This window comes from Streptomyces sp. NPDC049915 (assembly GCF_040656475.1).
GTDB lineage: Bacteria > Actinomycetota > Actinomycetes > Streptomycetales > Streptomycetaceae > Streptomyces.
The window spans coordinates 1-18,857 of record NZ_JBFAMH010000013.1; the positions used below are offsets into that span (position 1 = coordinate 1).

The 18,857-nt window shown below is 73.7% G+C and carries 15 protein-coding genes; 4 read left to right on the plus strand and 11 right to left on the minus strand.

The features are described 5' to 3' along the window. Window positions 1-150: 150 nt before the first annotated feature. Together AB0J12_RS22625 and AB0J12_RS22630 are read right to left on the minus strand one after the other, a co-directional pair. Window positions 151-549, minus strand: coding sequence for a RidA family protein (locus AB0J12_RS22625; protein WP_363266157.1), 399 nt, complete (start codon window positions 547-549; stop codon window positions 151-153). Continuing rightward, the gene (locus AB0J12_RS22630) at window positions 546-1,727 is read right to left on the minus strand and encodes an acyl-CoA dehydrogenase family protein (RefSeq protein ID WP_363266158.1); all 1,182 of its coding nucleotides are present in this window, start codon (window positions 1,725-1,727) and stop codon (window positions 546-548) included. The genes AB0J12_RS22625 and AB0J12_RS22630 overlap by 4 nt, the downstream gene beginning before the upstream one ends. A 140-nt stretch (window positions 1,728-1,867) precedes the next feature. Here AB0J12_RS22630 and AB0J12_RS22635 point away from each other — a divergent pair, with 140 nt between their 5' ends. Continuing rightward, entirely contained in the window at window positions 1,868-3,451 is a 1,584-nt protein-coding gene (locus AB0J12_RS22635) for an AMP-binding protein (protein ID WP_363266159.1), read from the plus strand. Window positions 3,452-3,493: 42 nt separating this feature from the next. Beyond that, on the plus strand, window positions 3,494-4,327 hold the full coding sequence (locus tag AB0J12_RS22640) for a PaaX family transcriptional regulator C-terminal domain-containing protein (RefSeq protein WP_363266160.1): 834 nt from the start codon (window positions 3,494-3,496) through the stop codon (window positions 4,325-4,327). A gap of 27 nt (window positions 4,328-4,354) precedes the next feature. Here AB0J12_RS22640 and AB0J12_RS22645 read toward each other — a convergent pair whose 3' ends face one another. Together AB0J12_RS22645 and AB0J12_RS22650 are read right to left on the minus strand one after the other, a co-directional pair. Then, entirely contained in the window at window positions 4,355-6,730 is a 2,376-nt protein-coding gene (locus AB0J12_RS22645) for a bifunctional salicylyl-CoA 5-hydroxylase/oxidoreductase (RefSeq protein ID WP_363266310.1), read from the minus strand. A gap of 2 nt (window positions 6,731-6,732) precedes the next feature. Next, entirely contained in the window at window positions 6,733-7,560 is an 828-nt protein-coding gene (locus tag AB0J12_RS22650; protein ID WP_363266161.1) for an enoyl-CoA hydratase family protein, read from the minus strand. A gap of 271 nt (window positions 7,561-7,831) precedes the next feature. On the opposite strand from AB0J12_RS22650, the gene AB0J12_RS22655 reads away from it, so the two are divergent. Then, window positions 7,832-8,284: an ATP-binding protein gene (locus AB0J12_RS22655; protein ID WP_363266162.1), complete on the plus strand. Its 453-nt coding sequence runs from the start codon at window positions 7,832-7,834 to the stop codon at window positions 8,282-8,284. On the opposite strand, the gene AB0J12_RS22660 is transcribed toward AB0J12_RS22655, so the two are convergent. The 7 genes from AB0J12_RS22660 to AB0J12_RS22690 all read right to left on the minus strand — a co-directional run bounded on the left by AB0J12_RS22660 (window position 8,244) and on the right by AB0J12_RS22690 (window position 16,764). Continuing rightward, complete coding sequence (locus AB0J12_RS22660) at window positions 8,244-9,686, minus strand: amino acid permease (protein ID WP_363266163.1); 1,443 nt, start codon at window positions 9,684-9,686, stop codon at window positions 8,244-8,246. The genes AB0J12_RS22655 and AB0J12_RS22660 overlap by 41 nt on opposite strands. Before the next feature lie 126 nt (window positions 9,687-9,812). Beyond that, window positions 9,813-10,820, minus strand: a complete 1,008-nt coding sequence (argF, locus tag AB0J12_RS22665) for an ornithine carbamoyltransferase (protein ID WP_363266164.1) — start codon at window positions 10,818-10,820, stop codon at window positions 9,813-9,815. 97 nt (window positions 10,821-10,917) lie between these two features. Then, window positions 10,918-12,141, minus strand: coding sequence for an arginine deiminase (locus AB0J12_RS22670; RefSeq protein ID WP_363266165.1), 1,224 nt, complete (start codon window positions 12,139-12,141; stop codon window positions 10,918-10,920). 120 nt (window positions 12,142-12,261) lie between these two features. Continuing rightward, window positions 12,262-13,956 carry an HEXXH motif domain-containing protein gene (locus AB0J12_RS22675; RefSeq protein WP_363266167.1) on the minus strand — a complete coding sequence of 565 codons (1,695 nt, stop codon included), beginning with the start codon at window positions 13,954-13,956 and terminating at the stop codon, window positions 12,262-12,264. 132 nt (window positions 13,957-14,088) lie between these two features. Then, window positions 14,089-14,319 (minus strand): hypothetical protein, encoded by a 231-nt coding sequence (locus tag AB0J12_RS22680; RefSeq protein WP_363266168.1) that lies wholly within the window; start codon window positions 14,317-14,319, stop codon window positions 14,089-14,091. A 100-nt stretch (window positions 14,320-14,419) separates the two neighbouring features. Then, window positions 14,420-15,556, minus strand: a complete 1,137-nt coding sequence (locus AB0J12_RS22685; protein WP_363266169.1) for a caspase family protein — start codon at window positions 15,554-15,556, stop codon at window positions 14,420-14,422. Then, window positions 15,553-16,764 carry a hypothetical protein gene (locus tag AB0J12_RS22690; protein WP_363266170.1) on the minus strand — a complete coding sequence of 404 codons (1,212 nt, stop codon included), beginning with the start codon at window positions 16,762-16,764 and terminating at the stop codon, window positions 15,553-15,555. Before AB0J12_RS22690 ends, AB0J12_RS22685 begins: the two co-directional genes overlap by 4 nt. 151 nt (window positions 16,765-16,915) lie before the next feature. Here AB0J12_RS22690 and AB0J12_RS22695 point away from each other — a divergent pair, with 151 nt between their 5' ends. After that, a complete protein-coding gene (locus AB0J12_RS22695; RefSeq protein ID WP_363266171.1) occupies window positions 16,916-18,229 on the plus strand; it encodes a cation:proton antiporter in 1,314 nt (437 codons plus the stop codon). The last annotated feature ends 628 nt before the right edge of the window (window positions 18,230-18,857 follow it).

An 18,857-nucleotide genomic window follows, 5' to 3' on the forward strand; every position in this document is an offset into this window, starting at 1 on the left:
CCCCACCGGGCCGCCGCAGGCACAAAAAGGGGCGCGGGGAACTGCGCGACCAGCCACAAAGAAACCCGCAGACAAAAACCGGCCCAGGCGCCGCAGGCACCCGCACCCGCACAGACCAACAGCGGCCCGCCAAGCGCCCAAGCGCCCGCCTCACGGCAGGACGGCGAAACCGTCCAGTTCGACCAACGCTTCCTCGTCCCACAGGCGTACGACCTGGACGACCGCCATCGCCGGGTAGTCGCGGCCAGCCGACTCCCGCCAGATGCGGCCGAGTTCGGCGGCATGTGCGCGATAGGCGGCGACGTCCGTGGCGTACACGGTGACCCGGGCGAGGTCGGCGGGGGTGCCGCCCGCCGCGTGCAGCGCGGTCAGCAGATTGGCCAGCGCCCGCGCGAACTGCTCGGGCAGCGTCGTGCCGGTGACCTTGCCCTCGGCGTCCAGCGCGGTCTGCCCGGCGAGGAAGACCACGCGCGAGCCGCCGGCGACGACGGCGTGGGAGAAGCCGGCGGGCGGGGACATCCCGGGCGGGTTGATGCGCTCGGTGGTCACTCGGTGGCCTCCTGACGGGCGTACAACTCCTTGGCGATGATGGAGCGCTGCACCTCGCTGGCACCCTCGTAGATGCGCGGGGCGCGGACCTCGCGGTAGAGGTGCTCCAGCAGGTGCCCGCGCTGCAGCGCGCGGGCGCCGTGCAGCTGGACGGCCGTGTCGACGACGAACTGCGCGGTCTCGGTGGCCAGCAGCTTCGCCATCGCCGCGCGCCCCGGCACATCGGGGGCGCTCTCGTCGTACGCCGATGCCGCCGCGTACACCAGCAGGCGGGCGGCCTCGGTGCGCAGCGCCATCTCGGCCACCTGGTGGGAGACGGCCTGCAGGTCGCTCAGCGTGCCGCCGAAGGCGCCGCGACGGGCGGTGTGGGCGACGGTGGCGTCCAGAGCGGCCCGGGCCATGCCGACGGCGAAGGCTCCGACGCTGGGGCGGAAGAGGTTGAGGGTGCCCATGGCGACGGCGAAGCCGCGGTCGACCTCGCCGAGGACGTCGTCACCGGTCACGGGGACGGCGTCGAAACGCAGGGCCCCGATCGGATGCGGGGAGAGCATCTCCAGGGGGCTGCCGGTCAGTCCCGGGCGGTCGGCCGGGACGAGGAAGGCGGTGACGCCGCGGGCGCCGGCCCCGGGGGTCGTCCGGGCGAAGACGGTGTAGAAGTCGGCCTCGGGAGCGTTGGAGATCCAGCACTTGTCCCCGGTGAGCCGCCAGCGACCGTGCCCGTCGGGTTCGGCGAGCGCGGCGTCGTCGCCCCCGGACCCCCGCCGATCCTCCTCCCCTTCCGCCGCCAGCCCCAGCGCCCCCGCGTCCGAGCCCGCTCCCGGCTCGCTCAGGGCGAAGGCCGCGATCGCCGTGCCGTCGGTGACCGCCGGGAGCCAGCGGGTGCGCTGGGCCTCGGTGCCGTGGGCGTGCACGGGGTGGGCGCCCAGGCCCTGCAGGGCGAGGGCGGTCTCCGCCTCGGTGCAGGCGTACGCCAGGGACTCCCGCATCAGGCACAGATCGAGCGCGCCGGAGGTGAACACGCGGCGCAGCAGGCCCAGCCGGCCCAGTTCCGCGACGAGGGCACGGTTGACGTGGCCGGGCTCGCCCTTCTCGGCGAGCGGGCGGAGCCGCTGTGCGGCCAGGGCGCGCAGCTCGGCACACCAGGCGGTCTGTTCCGGTTCGAGCGAGAATGCGGGCATTGCCGGTCCTCTCTCCCACGGGCTCGCATCGACGATATCGCGTACCGTTGACTGTCGTCACCAAGGCGATACGCTCCCGACAAGCGAGCCCGGTAAGCGAGCCCACCACCACGGCCGACCCGGCAAGGGGGCGAACCGCCATGAACACCTCGGCGCACCTCGACACCTTCGCGCGCGACCACCTCCCGCCGCGCGAGCAATGGCCCGAGCTCCGCTTCGACCTCCCGGAGCTGCGCTACCCCGAACGGCTGAACTGCGCGGACGTCCTGCTGACCGGCCCCCCGGACGGCCGCCCCGCCTTCCGCACCCCCACCGGGGATTTGTGGACCTACGGCGACCTGCGCGCCCGCGTCGACCGGCTCGCGCACCTGCTCTCCCGTGACCTCGGTGTCGTCCCCGGCAACCGGGTGCTGCTGCGCGGACCCACCACCCCGTGGCTGGCCGCGTGCTGGCTGGCGGTGCTGAAGGCGGGCGCGATCGCCGTCACCGTGCTGGCCCAGCAGCGCCCGCACGAGCTGGCCACGATGTGTGAGATCGCCCAGGTCCGGCACGCGCTGTGCGACATCCGCGCCGTCGACGACCTGGCCAAGGCCGAGATACCCGGACTCGCCATCACCACCTACGGCGGCGACTCCCCCGACGACCTGCTGCGCCGCCCCGCGCCCGAGGAGCCGTACGTGGCCGTGGACACCGCGGCCGACGACGTGGCGCTGATCGCCTTCACCTCCGGCACCACGGGCCGCCCGAAGGGGTGCATGCACGTCCACCGTGACGTGCTCGCCATCGCCGACACCTTCTCCCGGCACGTCCTGAAACCCACCGCCGACGACGTGTTCACCGGCTCTCCCCCGCTCGGCTTCACCTTCGGCCTCGGCGGTCTGGTCGTCTTCCCGCTGCGCGCGGGCGCCGGCGCGCTGCTGCTCGAACAGGCGCACCCGGCGCAGCTGTTGCCCGCGATCGCCGAGCACCGCGTCTCGGTCCTGTTCACCGCGCCGACCGCGTACCGGGCGATGCTCGCCGAACTCGACGGCCACGACGTCTCGTCGCTGCGCCGCTGTGTGTCGGCCGGCGAGAACCTGCCGGCCGCGACCTGGCACGCCTGGCGCGAGAAGACCGGGCTGAGGATCATCAACGGCATCGGTGCCACCGAGCTGCTGCACATCTTCATCTCCGCCGCCGACGACGACGCCCGGCCGGGCACCACCGGCGTCCCGGTACCCGGATGGCAGGCGCGGGTGCAGGACGCCGACGGCCGTGAACTGCCCGCCGGCGAGCCCGGACTGCTCGCCGTGCGCGGCCCGATCGGCTGCCGCTACCTCGCCGACCCGCGTCAGCGCGAGTACGTCCGCGGCGGCTGGAACATCACCGGTGACACCTATGTCCGCGACGACGACGGCTACTTCCGCTATGTCGCCCGCGCCGACGACATGATCATCTCGGCCGGGTACAACATCGCCGGGCCCGAGGTCGAGGACGCCCTGCTGCGCCACCCCGACGTGGTCGAGGCGGCGGTCGTGGGCCGGCCGGACGAGGACCGCGGACAGGTGGTCGTGGCCCACGTCGTCCTGAAGGAGGGCGCGGTCCAGGACGCCGAGGCGCTGCGCTCGCACGTCAAGTCCGAGCTGGCGCCGTACAAGTGCCCGCGCGAGATCGTGTTCCTCGACGCGCTGCCGCGCACGGCGACCGGCAAGCTGCAGCGGTTCCGGCTGCGGGCGGACGAATGAGGTGCAAGCGAACGTGACCAGCAGCGATTCCGACGACCTAAAATGATCAACGTGTCCGACCAGCACGCTCCCCGGTCCCTGATCGTCACGCTCTACGGCGCCTACGGCCGCTTCGCCCCGGGCCCGGTGCCCGTGGCCGAACTGATCCGGCTGCTGGCCGCGGTCGGCGTCGACGCGCCCTCGGTGCGCTCCTCGGTGTCCCGGCTCAAACGGCGCGGGCTGCTGCTGCCCGCCCGCACGGACCACGGCGCGGCCGGTTACGCACTCTCCCCCGAGGCACGGCAGCTGCTGGAGGACGGCGACCGCCGTATCTACGCCACCGCTCCGCCGGAGGACGAGGGCTGGGTGCTGGCGGTGTTCTCGGTGCCGGAGTCGGAGCGGCAGAAGCGGCACGTGCTGCGCTCCCGGCTGGCCGGCCTCGGCTTCGGCACGGCGGCACCCGGCGTGTGGATCGCCCCGGCCCGGCTGTACGAGGAGACCCGGCACACCCTTCAGCGGCTGCGCCTGGACGGCTACGTCGACTTCTTCCGCGGCGAGCACCTCGGCTACACGCCGACCGCTCAGGCGGTGGCCCGCTGGTGGGATCTGGCGGCCATCGCCAAGGAGCACGAGGCGTTCCTCGACCGCCACGAACGCGTGCTGCACGCCTGGCAGCAGCGCGCCGGCACCCCGCCGGAGGCGGCCTACCGCGACTACCTCCTCGCCCTCGACACCTGGCGCCACCTGCCCTACGCCGACCCCGGCCTGCCCGCGCGGCTGCTGCCCGCGAACTGGCCGGGGGCGCGCTCGGCGGCGGTGTTCCGCGCCCTGCACGAGCGTCTGCGCGACGCGGGCGGCGAGTTCGCGGGCGTGACTCCCGGCCGGCCTGCGGCCTGACTCGGCGGCCGCCCGGCGCGGGCCGGTTCAGCGGCCCCCACCCAGCGCGAGGCGGGGCTTCGGCGCGTCCGTACGGCCCGTCTGCGGGCGGCGGCTGCCCGCGCGGTACGGTGTGGGCCAGACGGCGCCCGGGCCGGTGTAGCCCTGCTCGGCTGCCGCGTGCAGGGTCCAGTGCGGGTCGTACAGGTGCGGGCGGGCCAGCGCGCACAGGTCGGTGCGCCCGGCGAGAATCAGGGAGTTGACGTCGTCCCAGGAGGAGATGGCGCCGACCGCGATCACCGGGACGCCCACCTCCTGCCGGATCCGGTCCGCGTACGGCGTCTGGTACGACCGCCCGAACTCCGGCCGTTCCTCGGCGACGACCTGCCCGGTGGACACGTCGATCGCGTCGGCGCCGTGCGCGGTGAAGGCCCGGGCGATCTCCACGGCGTCCTCGGCGGTGGTGCCGCCGTCGGCCCAGTCCGTGGCGGAGATCCGTACGGTCAGGGGCCGTTCGGCCGGCCACACCTCGCGGACGGTGTCGAAGACCTCCAGCGGGAACCGCAGCCGCTTGTCGAGGCTGCCCCCGTAGGCGTCCGTGCGGCGGTTGGTCAGCGGGGACAGGAAGCCGGAGAGCAGATAGCCGTGCGCGCAGTGCAGTTCGAGCAGGTCGAAACCGGCCCGGGCGGCACGCACGGCGGCACCGGTGAACTGCTGCCGGATGTCGGTCAGTTGCGCGCGCGACAGCTCGCGCGGCACCTGGCTGCCCGGCTTGTACGGCAGCGGGGAGGGGGCCAGCACCGGCCAGTTGCCGTCCGTCAGCGGCTCGTCCATGCCCTCCCACATGAGCTTCGTCGAACCCTTGCGCCCGCTGTGACCGAGCTGCACACCGATCGCCGTACCGGGCGACTGCGCGTGCACGAAGGACACGATCCGTTTCCAGGCCGCCGCCTGCCTGCCGTCGTACAGGCCCGCGCAGCCGGGGGTGATCCGGCCCTCGGGGCTGACGCAGACCATCTCGGTCATCACCAGGCCGGCGCCGCCGAGCGCCCGGGCGCCGAGGTGGACGAGGTGGAAGTCGCCGGGGACTCCGTCGACGGCCGAGTACATGTCCATCGGGGAGACGACGACCCGGTTGCGCAGGGTCAGGCCGCGCAGCCGGAACGGCGTGAACATGGGCGGCGTGCCGGGCGGGCAGCCGAACTCTTGCTCCACGGACGCGGTGAAGCGGGCGTCGCGCAGGCGGAGGTTGTCGTGGGTGACGCGGCGTGAGCGGGTCAGCAGGTTGAACGCGAACTGCAGGGGCGGCTGGTCGAGGTACAGCGCGAGGTTCTCGAACCACTCCAGGCTGGCGCGGGCGGCGCGTTGCGTGGAGGCGACGACCGGTTTGCGCTCCTCCTCGTAGGCCGCGAGGGCCCGGTCGAGGGAGGGCTGTTCCTCCAGGCAGGCGGCCAGCGCGAGCGCGTCCTCGACGGCGAGCTTGGTGCCGGAGCCGATGGAGAAGTGGGCGGTGTGGGCGGCGTCGCCGAGCAGGACCACGTTGCCGTGCGACCAGCGGTCGTTGACGACCGTGCGGAAGGTGGTCCACGCGGAGTTGTTCGAGCGCAGCGGCCGGCCTCCGAGTGCGTCCGCGAAGATCTTGGCGCAGCGGGCGATCGACTCGCTCTCGGTCAGCTCGTCGAACCCGGCGGCCCGCCAGACCTCCTCGCGCATCTCGACGATCACCGTCGAGGCGTCGGCCGCGTAGGGATAACCGTGCAGCTGCATCACGCCGTGCTCGGTCTCGGCGATCTCGAAGCGGAAGGCGTCGAAGGCGAAGTCGGCGGCGAGCCAGATGTAACGGCAGCGGTGCGAGGTGACGCTGGGGCGGAAGGTGTCGGCGTAGGTCGCCCGGGTGGTGCTGTGGACTCCGTCGGCTGCGATGACCAGGTCGTACGTCGCCGCCAGGGTGTCCGCCTGCGGAGCATGTTCACGGAAGCGCAGTGCGACGCCGAGGTCCCGGCAGCGGTCGTGCAGGATCTGCAGGAGGCGTTTGCGGCCGAGGGCGGCGAATCCGTGGCCGCCGGAGGTGTGCTTCACGCCCCGGTGGACGATGTCGATGTCGTCCCAGCGGGTGAAGTCCTTCTGCAGAGCCGCGTAGACGACGGGGTCGGCGTGTTCGATGCCGCCGAGGGTTTCGTCGGAGAGGACGACGCCGAAGCCGAAGGTGTCCTGCGGGGCGTTGCGTTCCCACACGGTGATGTCGCGGGTGGGGTCCCTGCGTTTCAGCAACGCGGCCGCGTAGAGGCCGCCTGGGCCTCCGCCGGTGATCGCGATGCGTTGGGGGTGGTTGTTGTTCGCGGGCGGCTGCGGGTTCGTTGTGGCTGGTCGCGCCCCGCGGCGGAGCCGCATATCGGCACTGCCCCGCGCCCCTTGGGTGGGCATCCTCACCGCCCCCTCCATTTGGGAGGCCGCTTCTCCGTGAACGCCGCGTGGAATTCCGCGTAGTCCTCGCCGTTCATCAACAGGGCCTGGGTCGAGGCGTCCAGCTCGATCGAGGCCGCCAGTGGCATGTCCAGCTCGGCTGTCAGCAGGGCCTTCGTCTGGGCGTACGCCAGGGCCGGGCCGTCGGCCAGGCGGCGGGCGAGGGTCCGGGCTGCCTCGTCGGCTCGGCCGTCCTCCGTCAGTTCGCTGATCAGGCCGATGCGCTCGGCCTCCAGGGCGCGGACCGGTTCGCCGAGCATGAGCAGGCGGGTCGCGTGGCCCAGGCCGACGACCCGGGGCAGCAGGTAGGCCGCGCCCATGTCGCCGCCTGACAGACCGACGCGGGTGAAGAGGAAGGCGAACCGGGCCGACGGGTCGGCCACCCGGAAGTCCGCCGCCAGGGCCAGCACCGCTCCGGCGCCGGCGGCCACGCCGTGCACCGCGGCGATCACCGGGAACGGGCACTCGCGGATCGCCCGTACGACCTGGCCGGTCATCCGGTTGAAGTCCAGCAGCTGGGCCGTGTCCATGGACAGCGTGGCGCCGATGATCTCGTCGACGTCGCCGCCGGAGCAGAAGCCGCGGCCCTCGCCGGCCAGCACCAGGGCCCGCACGGACCGCTCGCGGGACAGTTCGGCCAGCAGGTCGCGCAGGTCGGCGTATGCGCCGAAGGTGAGGGCGTTGAGCTTGTCGGGGCGGGCCAGGGTGACGGTGGCGACCCCGTCGGCGAGCTCCACCCGCAGGTGTTCCCAGGCGGGGGTGCGGGCGGCGGAGCCGGTGAAGGGACTCATGCGGGCGGCCTCCTCACTGAGGGCTACCTCACGAAGCTATCACCGATCCGTGACTGTCGTCACGAGGGCGCAATACGACGGCCGGCACATTGGCCGAAGAACGTCACGGCTCCTCGATGACCCGGTAACAGGGAGACCCGTGGGGCTCGGCGGGGCGCGGTGACGGGTAGGTCGCCCGGTGCCGGGGCCGCTGGTTCCGGACGGCGCCCGGCCGGGGAACCGGACGGGCGGCGCCGTATCCTTCATACGTTGAAAGCAGGACAGCCTGCTGATGAACGGACTCGCTGTGTACGAACCCCCCACCTCGTCCGCCTCCTGGCGGATCGCGCTGCCGCACACCGCCGCGGCCGTGCCCGTGGCGCGCGCCCTGGTGCGCACGGCCCTGGCCGAGCTGGAGCACGGGGCGGACAGCGACACCGCGGAACTGCTGACGGCGGAGCTGGTCGCGAACGCCGTCGAGCACACCGCCGGGGGCTCGCCGATTGAGCTGGTCGTGGAGCTGCTGCCGTCCGGCTGCCAGGTCGAGGTGCACGACCCGGACCCGGCGCCGCCGGGCGATCTCACCCGGCCCACCTTCGCCATGCCGGATCCGTGGCAGGAGGGCGGGCGCGGGCTGCTGCTGATCCGCGCGCTCAGCTCGTCGTGCGGGCACCGCCCCACCGAGTCCGGCAAGGCGGTGTGGTTCAGACTCCCAGCCGTTCCCGCTCAGCGGCGTCCGGTGTGACCTCGGCGGCCCGGTGCCGCGCGAGCCGCGAGTTGCGGCGCCCGTAGGCGGCGTACACGCCCAGGCCGACGGCCAGGAAGGCGGCGAACTGGAGCCAGGCGCTCCAGCCCGTCTCGTACATCAGGTACAGGCAGAAGCCGACGCCGAGCAGCGGCAGCACCGGGTAGAGCGGGACCCGGAAGGTGCGGGCGAGGCCCGGCTCGCGGCGGCGCAGGGCGATGACGGCGATGTTGACGACGGCCATGATCGCGAGCGTGCCGATGGTGCACAGATCCACCACCGCGTCCAGCGAGGCGAAGGCCGCCGGGACGGCGAAGACGATGGCGATGATCATGGTGCCCGCGACGGGGGTGGAGGTGCGCGGGGAGACCTTCTCGAAGACGCGCGGGACCAGGCCGTCCCGGGACATCGACATCAGGATGCGGCTCTGGCCGTACATGACCGCGAGCGTCACCGAGGCGATGGCGACGACCGCGCCGAAGGCGATGATGCCGCCGCCGACCGTGGAGCCGGTGACCTGGTTGACGACGTAGGACAGCGCGGCGGGGCGGCCGGCGACCTCCTTGCCGCCGACGGCGCCGGTGGCGGCGAGGGCGACCGCGCAGTACAGCAGGGTCACCACGCCCATGCAGACCAGGATGGCCACGGGGATGTCCCGGCGCGGGTTCTTGGCCTCCTCACCGGCCGTGGTGATCGCGTCGAAGCCGATGTAGGAGAAGAACGCGGCCGTGGTGCCCGCGCCGATGCCGCCGAGCCCGGCCGGTGCGAACGGGGTGAGGTTGCCGTCCTTGAACGCGTAGAAGCCGATGGCGCAGAACGCGAGCAGGATGGCGAGCTTGACCGCGGCCATCGCGGCGGTCGCGCGGGCGCTCTCGCGCACCCCGCGCACCAGCAGCACGCAGGCCAGGGCGATGACGATCACGGCGGGGAGGTTCACGATCCCGCCGTCGCCGGGACCGGAGGACAGGGCGGCGGGCAGCTGCCATCCGGTGAGGCTGTTCAGCAGTTCGTTGACGTACTGGCTCCAGCCGACGGCGACGGCGGAGATGGACACGCCGTATTCGAGGAGCAGGCACCAGCCGACCAGGAAGGCGGTGGTCTCGCCGAGGCCGGCGTAGGCGAAGGAGTACGACGATCCGGAGACCGGGATCGCGCCGCCCAGTTCGGCGAAGGAGAAGGCGGTGAAGACGCAGGTGATCGCCGCGAGCAGGAAGGAGACGACGACGGCGGGCCCGGCCTGGGCGACGGAGTCGGAGAGGCCGACGAAGATGCCGGTGCCGACGATCGCGCCGACGCCGAAGCAGATGAGCTGGGACAGACCCATCGTGCGCTTCAGGCCGTGGCCGTCCCGGTCGGCGCCGGATTCGGCGACCAGGAGCGCGGGGGACTTGATGCGGGGCATGCGGGTGGTGCTCGTTTCTGGGGACGGATGCGCCCGGGTGGGGGCGCGCGACGGCCGCGGAAGGGGTGGCTCCGGGCCGCCGGACAGCATAAGGCCTGGTGGTCAGGCCGGGTTCGGATGCGGGGATCAGGCCAGGGTGGCGACGAGGACGGCCTTGATGGTGTGCAGCCGGTTCTCGGCCTCGTCGAAGACGACGGAGTGCGCCGACTCGAAGACCTCGTCGGTGACCTCCAGCGAGTCCAGGCCGTGGGTCTCGAAGATCTCGCGCCCGACCTTGGTGCCGAGGTCGTGGAAGGCGGGCAGGCAGTGCAGGAACTTCACGTCCGCGTTGCCGGTGGCGCGCAGCACGTCCATCGTGACGGCGTACGGGGCGAGGGCGGCGATGCGCTCGTCCCAGACCTCCTTGGGCTCACCCATGGACACCCAGACGTCGGTGGCGACGAAGTCGGCGCCGCGCACGCCCTCCTCGAGCGCCTCGGTGAGGGTGACGCGGGCGCCGGTCGACTCGGCCAGCTCGAGCGCCCGGTCGACGATCTCCTGGGCGGGCCAGTAGGGCTTCGGGGCGACGATGCGCACATCCATGCCGAGCAGGGCGCCGGTGACCAGGTAGGAGTTGCCCATGTTGAAACGGGCGTCGCCCAGGTAGGCGAAGGCGATCCGGCTGAGCGGCTTGCCGCTGTGCTCGGTCATGGTGAGCACGTCGGCGAGCATCTGGGTGGGGTGCCAGTCGTCGGTGAGCCCGTTGAACACGGGCACACCGGCGCAGGCGGCCAGCTCCTCGACCTTCTCCTGGCTGTCGCCGCGGTACTCGATGCCGTCGAACATCCGGCCCAGCACCCGCGCGGTGTCCCGCACGGACTCCTTGTGGCCGATCTGGGAGCCCGACGGGTCCAGGTAGGTGGTGTGGGCTCCCTGGTCGGCGGCCGCGACCTCGAACGCGCAGCGGGTGCGGGTGGAGGTCTTCTCGAAGATCAGCGCGATGTTCTTGCCGCGCAGGTGCTGCGTCTCGGTCCCGGCCTTCTTGGCGGCCTTCAGCTCGGCGGCCAGCTCAACCAGACCGCGGAACTCCTCGGGGGTGAAGTCCAGCTCCTTGAGGAAGTGGCGGCCGGCGAGGGCGGTCGGGACTGTCGCCATGGGGGCGCTCCAGAGGGACGGGGGACGGCTGACTATTGGAAGTCTATACGATGCACAACATTTATATACAGACGGCCCTATCTGCAGCCGCAGCCGGCTAGACGGCGTCCCGTTCCACCGGACAGCTCATGCACCGCGGACCTCCCCTCCCCCGGCCCAGCTCGCTGCCCGGGATCTCGATCACCTCGATGCCCTGCTTGCGCAGATGGGTGTTGGTGGTGGAGTTGCGTTCGTAGGCGACGACGACGCCCGGCTCGACGGCGAGCACGTTGCAGCCGTCGTCCCACTGCTCGCGTTCGGCGGCGTGCACGTCCTGGGTCGCGGTCAGCACACGGATCTCGCTCAGCCCGAGCGCGGCGGCGATCGCCCGGTGCATGTGCTCCGGCGGATGGTCGGTGACCTTCAGCTCCTTCTCGCCGGCGCCGGGCTCGATGGTGTACGAGCGCAGCATGCCGAGGCCCGCGTACTGGGTGAACGTGTCGCCGTCGACCATGGTCATCACGGTGTCGAGGTGCATGAACGCGCGCCGCTTGGGCATGTCCAGCGCCACGATCGTACGGGCCGAGCCGGCCGCGAACAGCTTGTGCGCGAGCATCTCCACGGCCTGCGGTGTGGTGCGCTCGCTCATCCCGATCAGCACCGCGCCGTTGCCGATGACGAGCACGTCACCGCCCTCGATGGTGGAGGGGTAGTCGGCCTGACCCTCGGACCACAGGCGGAACGGTTCCTCGCGGAAGAGGGGGTGGTGCCGGTAGATCGCTTCGAAGTGCACGGTCTCGCGCTGCCTGGCCGGCCACCGCATGGCGTTGACGGAGACACCGTCGTAGATCCAGGCGGAGGTGTCGCGGGTGAAGAGGTGGTTGGGCAGCGGGGCCAGCAGGAAGTCGTCCAGCTCCATGACATGGAAGCGGACGGAGACCGGCTCGGCGTGCTCCTGCAGGAACTCGCGCTTGGTCATCCCGCCGACCAGCGCCTCGGCCAGCTCGCGCGCGGGAAGGGTCTCGAAGGCGGCACGCAGGTGGTCGGTGGCGAGCGGGCCGTACTCCTTCTCGTCGAAGACGCGGTGCAGGACGAGCGACCGGGCGGCTGGGATCTCCAGCGTCTCGGTCAGCAGGTCGCCGAAGAGGTGCACGGTGACGCCGCGGTCACGCAGGACGTCGGCGAACCCGTCGTGCTCGGCGCGCGCCCGGCGCACCCAGAGCACGTCGTCGAAGAGGAGGGTCGTCTTGTTGCTGGGCGTGAGCCTTTTGAGCTCGAGGTCCGGCCGGTGCAGGATCACGCGGCGCAGCCGCCCGGCCTCGGAGTCGACGTGGAATCCCATGCCTCCATCCTGACCACCGGTTCCCGTCTTGACCCGTCACTCGCACGTTTCTCTTCTCCCCGGCTCGAGGAGAACGCCGCTCCCGCGCCGGGAGAGGGGGGCTTTCGACCAGGGCGGCGCTCACGCGGTGGGCTGGGGCTGGAGTCGTTCCGGGTGGGTGAGCAGGCGGCGGGTGGTGCGGCCCGGGTGGGCGCCGGCCCGGGCGACGATCCAGCCGGCCAGGGTGTGGGGTTCCGTCGGGCGGGCCGTCAGCAGTTCGGTGTAGCCGGTCAGCGCGGTGGCCGGGTCACCGGCGGCCAGGTGTTCGTCGGGGGTGCGCGGCGCCGTGGGCGCGGTGGCGAAGGCGTGGGTGCGCAGGTCGGGCCAGAAGGTGCGGTCCGAGCGGAAGCGCAAGGGGTGCGGCGTCGTGCGCGAGGCCGGTGCCGCCACGTTGCGCAGGCGCCACTCCGTGCGGTGCAGCAGGGCCGCCGTACGGGCCCGGACGAGGGCGGCCGGGGGAACCGGTTCGCGCAGCCAGCCGTCCAGCGTGGCCGCGAGGCCCGCGACCAGGGCACGGCCCTGGACGGTGAGGCGGCCGCTTGTCAGCAGGGTGCGCACCACGAGCCGGCTCTGCAGGCGGCGCAGGGCGAAGTGGTAGCCGGCGGTGTCGGCCGCCCGGTCGCCGCGGGCGCCGGCCAGCCGGTCCCGCCAGAAGCCGGCGACGCCGGTGAAGGCGTACGCCCCGTGCAGCAGGCCGGTCAGATGGCGCGGGTCGGCCCGCCAGGGGGCGTAGTACCGCTCCTCCCGGTCGTCGTCGAGCAGCGGGAAGAGGTGCAGCAGGGCGGCCAGCTTGCTGTGCTGGAACTCGTGGACGAAGGTCTCGGCGAGGGCCACCGCCAAGGACGGGCGGGAGATCACCATGCCGCCGTAGGAGTCGCCGCTGGAGGCGGACACCCGGACGGCGGGCGGCGCGGGCGGGGTCGCGGAGGTACGGCCGTAGGGGACGAGGGAGCGGATGAGGGCCGCGTCCATCCGGCCGGGGCCCGGCCCGCCGGAGGCGTCGAGCACCGCGGCGGCCTCCTCGAACAGCCGCTGCCAGGCCCGGGCCTCGGCGTCCTCCAGCCGGGCGGGCGGCAGCGGGTCGTCGAGGTCGCGGTAGGGATCGAGGTCGTCCAGGGGGACGGCGACCGGGCCCGCCGGGCGGTCGAGGGTGAGGGTGCGCAGCGGGAGCCAGCCGGTCTCCCCCGGTGTCCCACCGGTCCGCTCGCCCACGGCCGCGGTCGCCGGGCGGATCGTCAGCGCGGGCCCGCCGCCCGCGGTCAGGGTCAGTTCGCCGTCGCGGGTGACGGCACGGCCGGCCGTCAGCCCCGGTGCCGGGTCCGGGAGCCGGGCCAGTCCGAGGCCGGGCAGCGGCAGACGGCCGTCGGTGAGCGGGACGCGGAGGTCCGCGGCCGTACCGGCGAGCAGGGACGCGGAGACGGCGAGGGCGGCCAGGTGGCCGGCCTCCGCCCACAACGGCGGCCCCGACGCCGTGCCGTGCAGCCGCCGCAGTACATGGGCGAGCCAGCCGCCGGTGGCCGGAGCGAGCAGCAACCGGTCGACCGGCTCGGGCGCCCGCGCTGCGGCCTCCTTGACGACCCGCCAGGCCTCGGCGACGGACGTCACGGGCGTGGGCAGGTCCCCGGCGCGGTCGAGCAGCGTGCGCAGGAGCAGCAGCCGGCGGGCGCGCTCGGCCCGCTCCAGGAAGGCGACGGCCGCCTCCGAGCCGCCGCCGGCGGCGAGTTCGGCGAAGAGAGCGTCGGGCATGCGCAGAGGGGCGGGGCGCTCGCTCGTCATGGGCGGGACCTCCGGTCACGGGTACGGGCGGGCACGGCGCCACCGCCCGCGGTGCCGGCCGGCGGCGGACGAAAGGGGCTGCGGGCAGCCGCAGTTCGGGGCGGACGCGGCCTTCCGCCCGGGCGGTGCCCTCTACTCGGCCCGGGCGCCGCCGGGGCCGTCGCTGCCGCCCTTGACACCGCTGCGGGCGCGCAGGACCTCATCGAGCAGGCGGGCGCCGGCGGACAGCGGCGTCAGATCGTCCACGGCGGTCAAGGGCAGCGCGGCCACGTCCGTCAGATCCGACTCCCAGACAAGAGCGCCCGCGGCGCGGTCCGGATCACGGACGGCTGTGGCGTGCTGCACAGCGGGCGGCTGGTCCAAGATGCTCCCCCTTCTCGCACGGTGGCACGCAATGCCCCGCGTCCTGTTCCATCATGGCCATTCCTGCCCCGGTCGAAAACCGTACGATCACGCCACCCGATCATCCCCCATCGCGCGGGCTGCCCGGCGGGGGGCCGAATTCCCGCAGCGCGGCCGCCAGTTCCGCCGCGCGCTGGGCGTCGTCGTCCACGGACACCACCGCGTCGTACAGCTGCCACAGGGCCTGCTCCCCCTGCCGGGCGAGCCCGCCCAGGAGGCCCACCGCGTCCGTGCGGGCCCGGGTGTGACGGGCCAGCGTCCCGGTGACACGAGGGTCGAGCGCGCCGACCACCATCTGCCGTTCGACGGGGTCGGCCATCAGCGGATAGGCCAGCAGGGCGTCCACCGCGCGCTGCAGCGGGGAGGGGGAACGGGGCGCGGCGGGCGGCGGGACCGGAGTGAGGATGTCGCCGCGCTCGGGGCTTTGCAGCCGGATCTCCGGATACTGCAGGGTCCGGCCCGCTTCCCTGAGGGCCGCGATGCGTGCCCGGACGGCCGGAAACAGTTCCTCCGGATCGGGCAAGGCGGGCAGCGCCCCGGCGTGTTCGGCCAGCAGGCCGAGCAGGACGTCGGAGAACAGTCCGGTGCCGCGCACGGGGTCGTTGGCTGCGACCCGGCCTCGCCCGGCGGCCCGCAGCACGGTCTGCCGGTGCACCAGGGTGCGCCGGCCCACGGGCAGCGCGTCCGGCGGCAGGGGCTCGCGCAGTGCGAGGTCCTCCTCGAAGGTCTCGCAGGCGTCGACGACCCACCACTGCCCGGTCAGGGACGGCACGGCGTCGCTGCGGTACCGCTCCAGCGCGGAGTCCAGGTCGATGCCGAGCTTGTCGGCGGTGGTGGCGTCCGCGCAGAACAGCCGCAGATGCCCGGACCGGTCCAGCGCGCCGTGGCCGCCCCACCACACCCACAGCACGTCGCCCTGCGTCCGCGGCAGTTCCTGGACGAGGGCGCGGCGCAGCGTGGCCTGGTCGGCGGGCGCGTGCGGGACGTCGGGACGGTAGGGCGGCAACGGCGCGAGGTGCAGGCGCAGATGGTCGTCGGGTACGCCAGCGGCGCGCAGCAGGGCGTGGAAGCGGACCGCGTCGCGGGCCGGCCCGGGCAGGTCCCAGGCGGGGCCGGCGCCGTAGGACTCGATGCCGACGATCAGGGCGTGCACGCGCGCGGGGTCGACTTCCGGGGTGTGCGGGGAGGGACCGGTCACGGCAGGTGGTCCACGATGTGCCGGTACACCGCCGGGTTGGTCCAGTAGGCGCTGTGCGCGGCCGGGAACGGCTGGCGGCTGTCGACGGCGACGTCGGTGACCCGGCCCGGGAAGAGACCGGCGCCGAGGTAGGAGAGCAGGTCGCGGCGGTCGTAGAGATTGAGCCAGTGAGGGACGTGGGGCGGCAGCGGGGCGGGGTGTTCCAGGGTGGGCAGGGAGCCCGACTCGTACAGGAACGGCCCCTGGGAGCCGGCCGTCACCAGCAGCCGGACATGCGGCAGCGGGGCGGAGATCAGCGTGTCCAGGGCGATGATGCCGCCCAGGCTGTGGCCGAGGAGGACGACGGGGGGTTCGAGGCCCTCGACGAGCGAGCGCAGGCCGGCGCGGACGGCGGCGCCGCGGGCGAGGTAGCGCAGTACGTCACCGGCGGCGGGGTGGGCGGCCTCGGTGAGGGCGCGCCGGCGGCGCACGACGGCGCGGGAGGCGGCGGACCCGGCGGTGCGCAGCAGCAGGGAGCGCACACCGCGCTGCGTGCCCCGGGGTGGTGCACCCAGTGCCTCGGCGAGCCGGTCGGTGACGGCGTCCCGGGTGTCGCCGACCGGGACGAGCGGGGTGTCGGCGTCGAGGGCGTCGGCGATGACGCGGGCGGTCAGGCTGCGGGCGGCGACGGTGGCGAGGCCGTCGGGGAACAGGGCCTCGGCGGCGGGGGCGAGCAGGGGGTGGGCGGCCAGGTCGGTGGCGGCGCGGGCCAGGCCGGGGCCCAGCTCGGCGGCGGGCGCGTCGCCCTGGGCGGCCAGCGCGGCGAGCCGGGCCTGGAGCTTCTGCGCGGGCGGTACGGAACCGGGGGGCCGCTCGGCGGCTCCTTCCGCCGCTGCGGGGGCGGCGACGGCGAGTTCGGCGTACGGGTCGGTGTAGAGGGCGGCCCAGGCGGCGGTGTCCTCGTCGGAGTCCGCGGCGGCCGGGGCCTCGCCGGGCCACCGGGCCGGGCCGGCGGCGGGCGCCTCGGCGAGACCGCGGGCCGTTCCGGCGGCCGGGGGCAGGCTCGCTCCGCCCGCGGCGAGCGTGGCGCCGTGCGTGCCGCCCCAGTAGTGCGGCACGATGCGTAGTCCGTCGCGCAGCGCGGTCAGTCCGGCCGCGACGCGTCCCGCCGTCGCAGAGAAGGCCGGTTCGCGAACCCCTGTCCCATGAATGAAGACGACCGCCGTCATGTGCCCCCCGTGACACTGGTGCAGCGCGCTGTACGACTGCCGTTGGGACGTCAAGTTACCAGTACCATAAGGAGGTTGGGGTCGAGAGCGGGTTCGATCCCCGTCGGCGGCCGGGTGACCGGCTCGGCCCACCGGACCACTGGGGGACACCATGAGCCCTGACGCGCTCGTCCTGCACATCGTGGGTGCCTCGGCGCTGATCCTGGTGGCCGCGCATGCCGCCGGCTGGCTGGCCCGCCGGCTCGGACAGCCGTACATCGTCGGCCAGTTGACCGCCGGCATCGCACTCGGCCCGTCGCTGCTGGGCAGCGCGGCGCCCGGGGTGCACGAGGCGCTGTTCCCGAAGGGCATCTCACCGGCGCTGACCGGTTTCGCGCAGATCTCCCTCGTCGTCTTCCTGGTCTCCATCGGTTACGAACTGGACCTGCGGATCCTCGGTGACCGGGCGCGGTCGGCGGTGGCCGTGGCGGGGGCGGCGTTCGTGGTGCCGATGGCGGTGGGCGCGGGCTGCGCGCTGCTGTTCCGGGAGCAGCTGCGGCACCTCGGCATGGAGCGCGAGCTCTCCCCGGCCGTGGTGGTGTTCGCCGGGGTCGCCCTGTCGATAACGGCCGTTCCGGTGCTGACGGCCATAGTGCGGGAGAACGGCCTGGCCCGCACGGTGCCCGGGGTGGTCGGGGTGTCCGCGGCCGGGCTGCTCGACGTGATCGGCTGGACGGTACTGGCCGGGACGCTGCTGAACAGCGGCGCCGGCGACCAGGCGCTCGCCTGGCAGTGGCGGGCGCTGCTCGCGGTGGGCTTCATCGCGCTGATGCCGCTCGTGGCTCGGCCGCTGCTGCGCCGGCTGCTGTGGCGGACGGCGATGGAGCCGTCGCTGCGGATGGCGCTGCTGCTGGGGTTCGCGCTGGGGTCGGCGTGGGTGACGCACTACCTGGGACTGCACGTGATCTTCGGCGCGCTGCTCGCCGGTGCGGTGCTGCCGCGGGAGCAGGACGGCACGCTCGATCCGGATCTGGTCCGGCCGCTGCACGACGTCAGCTCGCTGCTGCTGCCGTTCTTCTTCGTCGTCTCGGGCCAGTCCGTCGCGCTGAACTCCATGAACGCCACCGGCTGGATCGCGCTGCCGGTCGTGACGGTGCTGGCGGTGGTGACGAAGGTCGGCCCGAGTACGGCGGCGGCGCGGCTGAGCGGTCTGGAACGGGACGACGCGCGCACGGTCGGCGTCCTGATGAGCACCCGGGGCCTGACGGAGCTGATCGCCCTCAACGCGGGCTACCAGGCCCACCTGCTGAGCGAACAGTTCTACACGGTCCTGGTCTTCATGGCCCTGGCCACGACCCTCCTCACCCAGCCGCTGCTGCGCCTGGTCGGCCGACTGTCCCACCCCACGCCGACGCCGACACACGCGGACGACACGTCAGGCCCCACCCACCCGAACCCGACGGAGACCCCGCTTCCGGGGGTGTGAGCCGACGGTTTTTTTGGGGGGTGTGAACCGACGGTTTCCGGGGTGTGAGCCGACGGTCGGGCCCCACCCGCCCTCCGCGGCGGGACCACGGCACGTAACTGAACGGCGCGAGGCCGGGTTCGGCGCGCGGACTGCGAACGGCGCGAGCCGGAGTTCGGCGCGGACCGGGAAGGGCGCGAACCGAGGGTTCGGCGGGTCGCAGGGACCCGGCCGCAGGGCTGGCGGGCCGCGCACGGCCCGTCCGGGCGGGAACCGCCCCCCGCCGCAGCCCTCTGCGCCGGGAGCCGCCCCCGTCCCGGCCGCCATCCGGCCGGAGGCCGAGGGCAGCCGCGCCGCCGCGCTACCGAAGGCCGGAGACCGCGCCCCGCCGGGACGGCCGAAGGCCGAGGACCGGCCGTGCCCGGGGGGCAGGGCGAAGACGGCCCAAGGCCGAACGCCGAGCGTGGCCGGGCCCGCGAGGTCCATGGCCGGGCGTGGCCCGGGGCGGCCCAAGGCCGAAGGCCGGGCGCGGTCGGGCCGGCGAGGCCAGGCCCAGTCAGGACGGCCCAAGCCCGAACACCGAGCGCGGGCGGGCCCGCGAGGCCAGACGCGGCCGAGACACCCCAAGGCCGAACGCCTAGCACGGCCG

What these genes read in the sequence shown, in the direction of transcription:
- AB0J12_RS22630 (WP_363266158.1), bottom strand. Translation starts at nt 1,727, where the DNA reads ATGCCCGCATTCTCGCTCGAACCGGAACAGACCGCCTGGTGTGCCGAG.
- AB0J12_RS22635 (WP_363266159.1), top strand. Translation starts at nt 1,868, where the DNA reads ATGAACACCTCGGCGCACCTCGACACCTTCGCGCGCGACCACCTCCCG.
- AB0J12_RS22640 (WP_363266160.1), top strand. Translation starts at nt 3,494, where the DNA reads ATGATCAACGTGTCCGACCAGCACGCTCCCCGGTCCCTGATCGTCACG.
- AB0J12_RS22645 (WP_363266310.1), bottom strand. Translation starts at nt 6,730, where the DNA reads ATGCCCACCCAAGGGGCGCGGGGCAGTGCCGATATGCGGCTCCGCCGC.
- AB0J12_RS22650 (WP_363266161.1), bottom strand. Translation starts at nt 7,560, where the DNA reads ATGAGTCCCTTCACCGGCTCCGCCGCCCGCACCCCCGCCTGGGAACAC.
- AB0J12_RS22655 (WP_363266162.1), top strand. Translation starts at nt 7,832, where the DNA reads ATGAACGGACTCGCTGTGTACGAACCCCCCACCTCGTCCGCCTCCTGG.
- AB0J12_RS22660 (WP_363266163.1), bottom strand. Translation starts at nt 9,686, where the DNA reads ATGCCCCGCATCAAGTCCCCCGCGCTCCTGGTCGCCGAATCCGGCGCC.
- argF (WP_363266164.1), bottom strand. Translation starts at nt 10,820, where the DNA reads ATGGCGACAGTCCCGACCGCCCTCGCCGGCCGCCACTTCCTCAAGGAG.
- AB0J12_RS22670 (WP_363266165.1), bottom strand. Translation starts at nt 12,141, where the DNA reads ATGGGATTCCACGTCGACTCCGAGGCCGGGCGGCTGCGCCGCGTGATC.
- AB0J12_RS22675 (WP_363266167.1), bottom strand. Translation starts at nt 13,956, where the DNA reads ATGACGAGCGAGCGCCCCGCCCCTCTGCGCATGCCCGACGCTCTCTTC.
- AB0J12_RS22690 (WP_363266170.1), bottom strand. Translation starts at nt 16,764, where the DNA reads ATGACGGCGGTCGTCTTCATTCATGGGACAGGGGTTCGCGAACCGGCC.
- AB0J12_RS22695 (WP_363266171.1), top strand. Translation starts at nt 16,916, where the DNA reads ATGAGCCCTGACGCGCTCGTCCTGCACATCGTGGGTGCCTCGGCGCTG.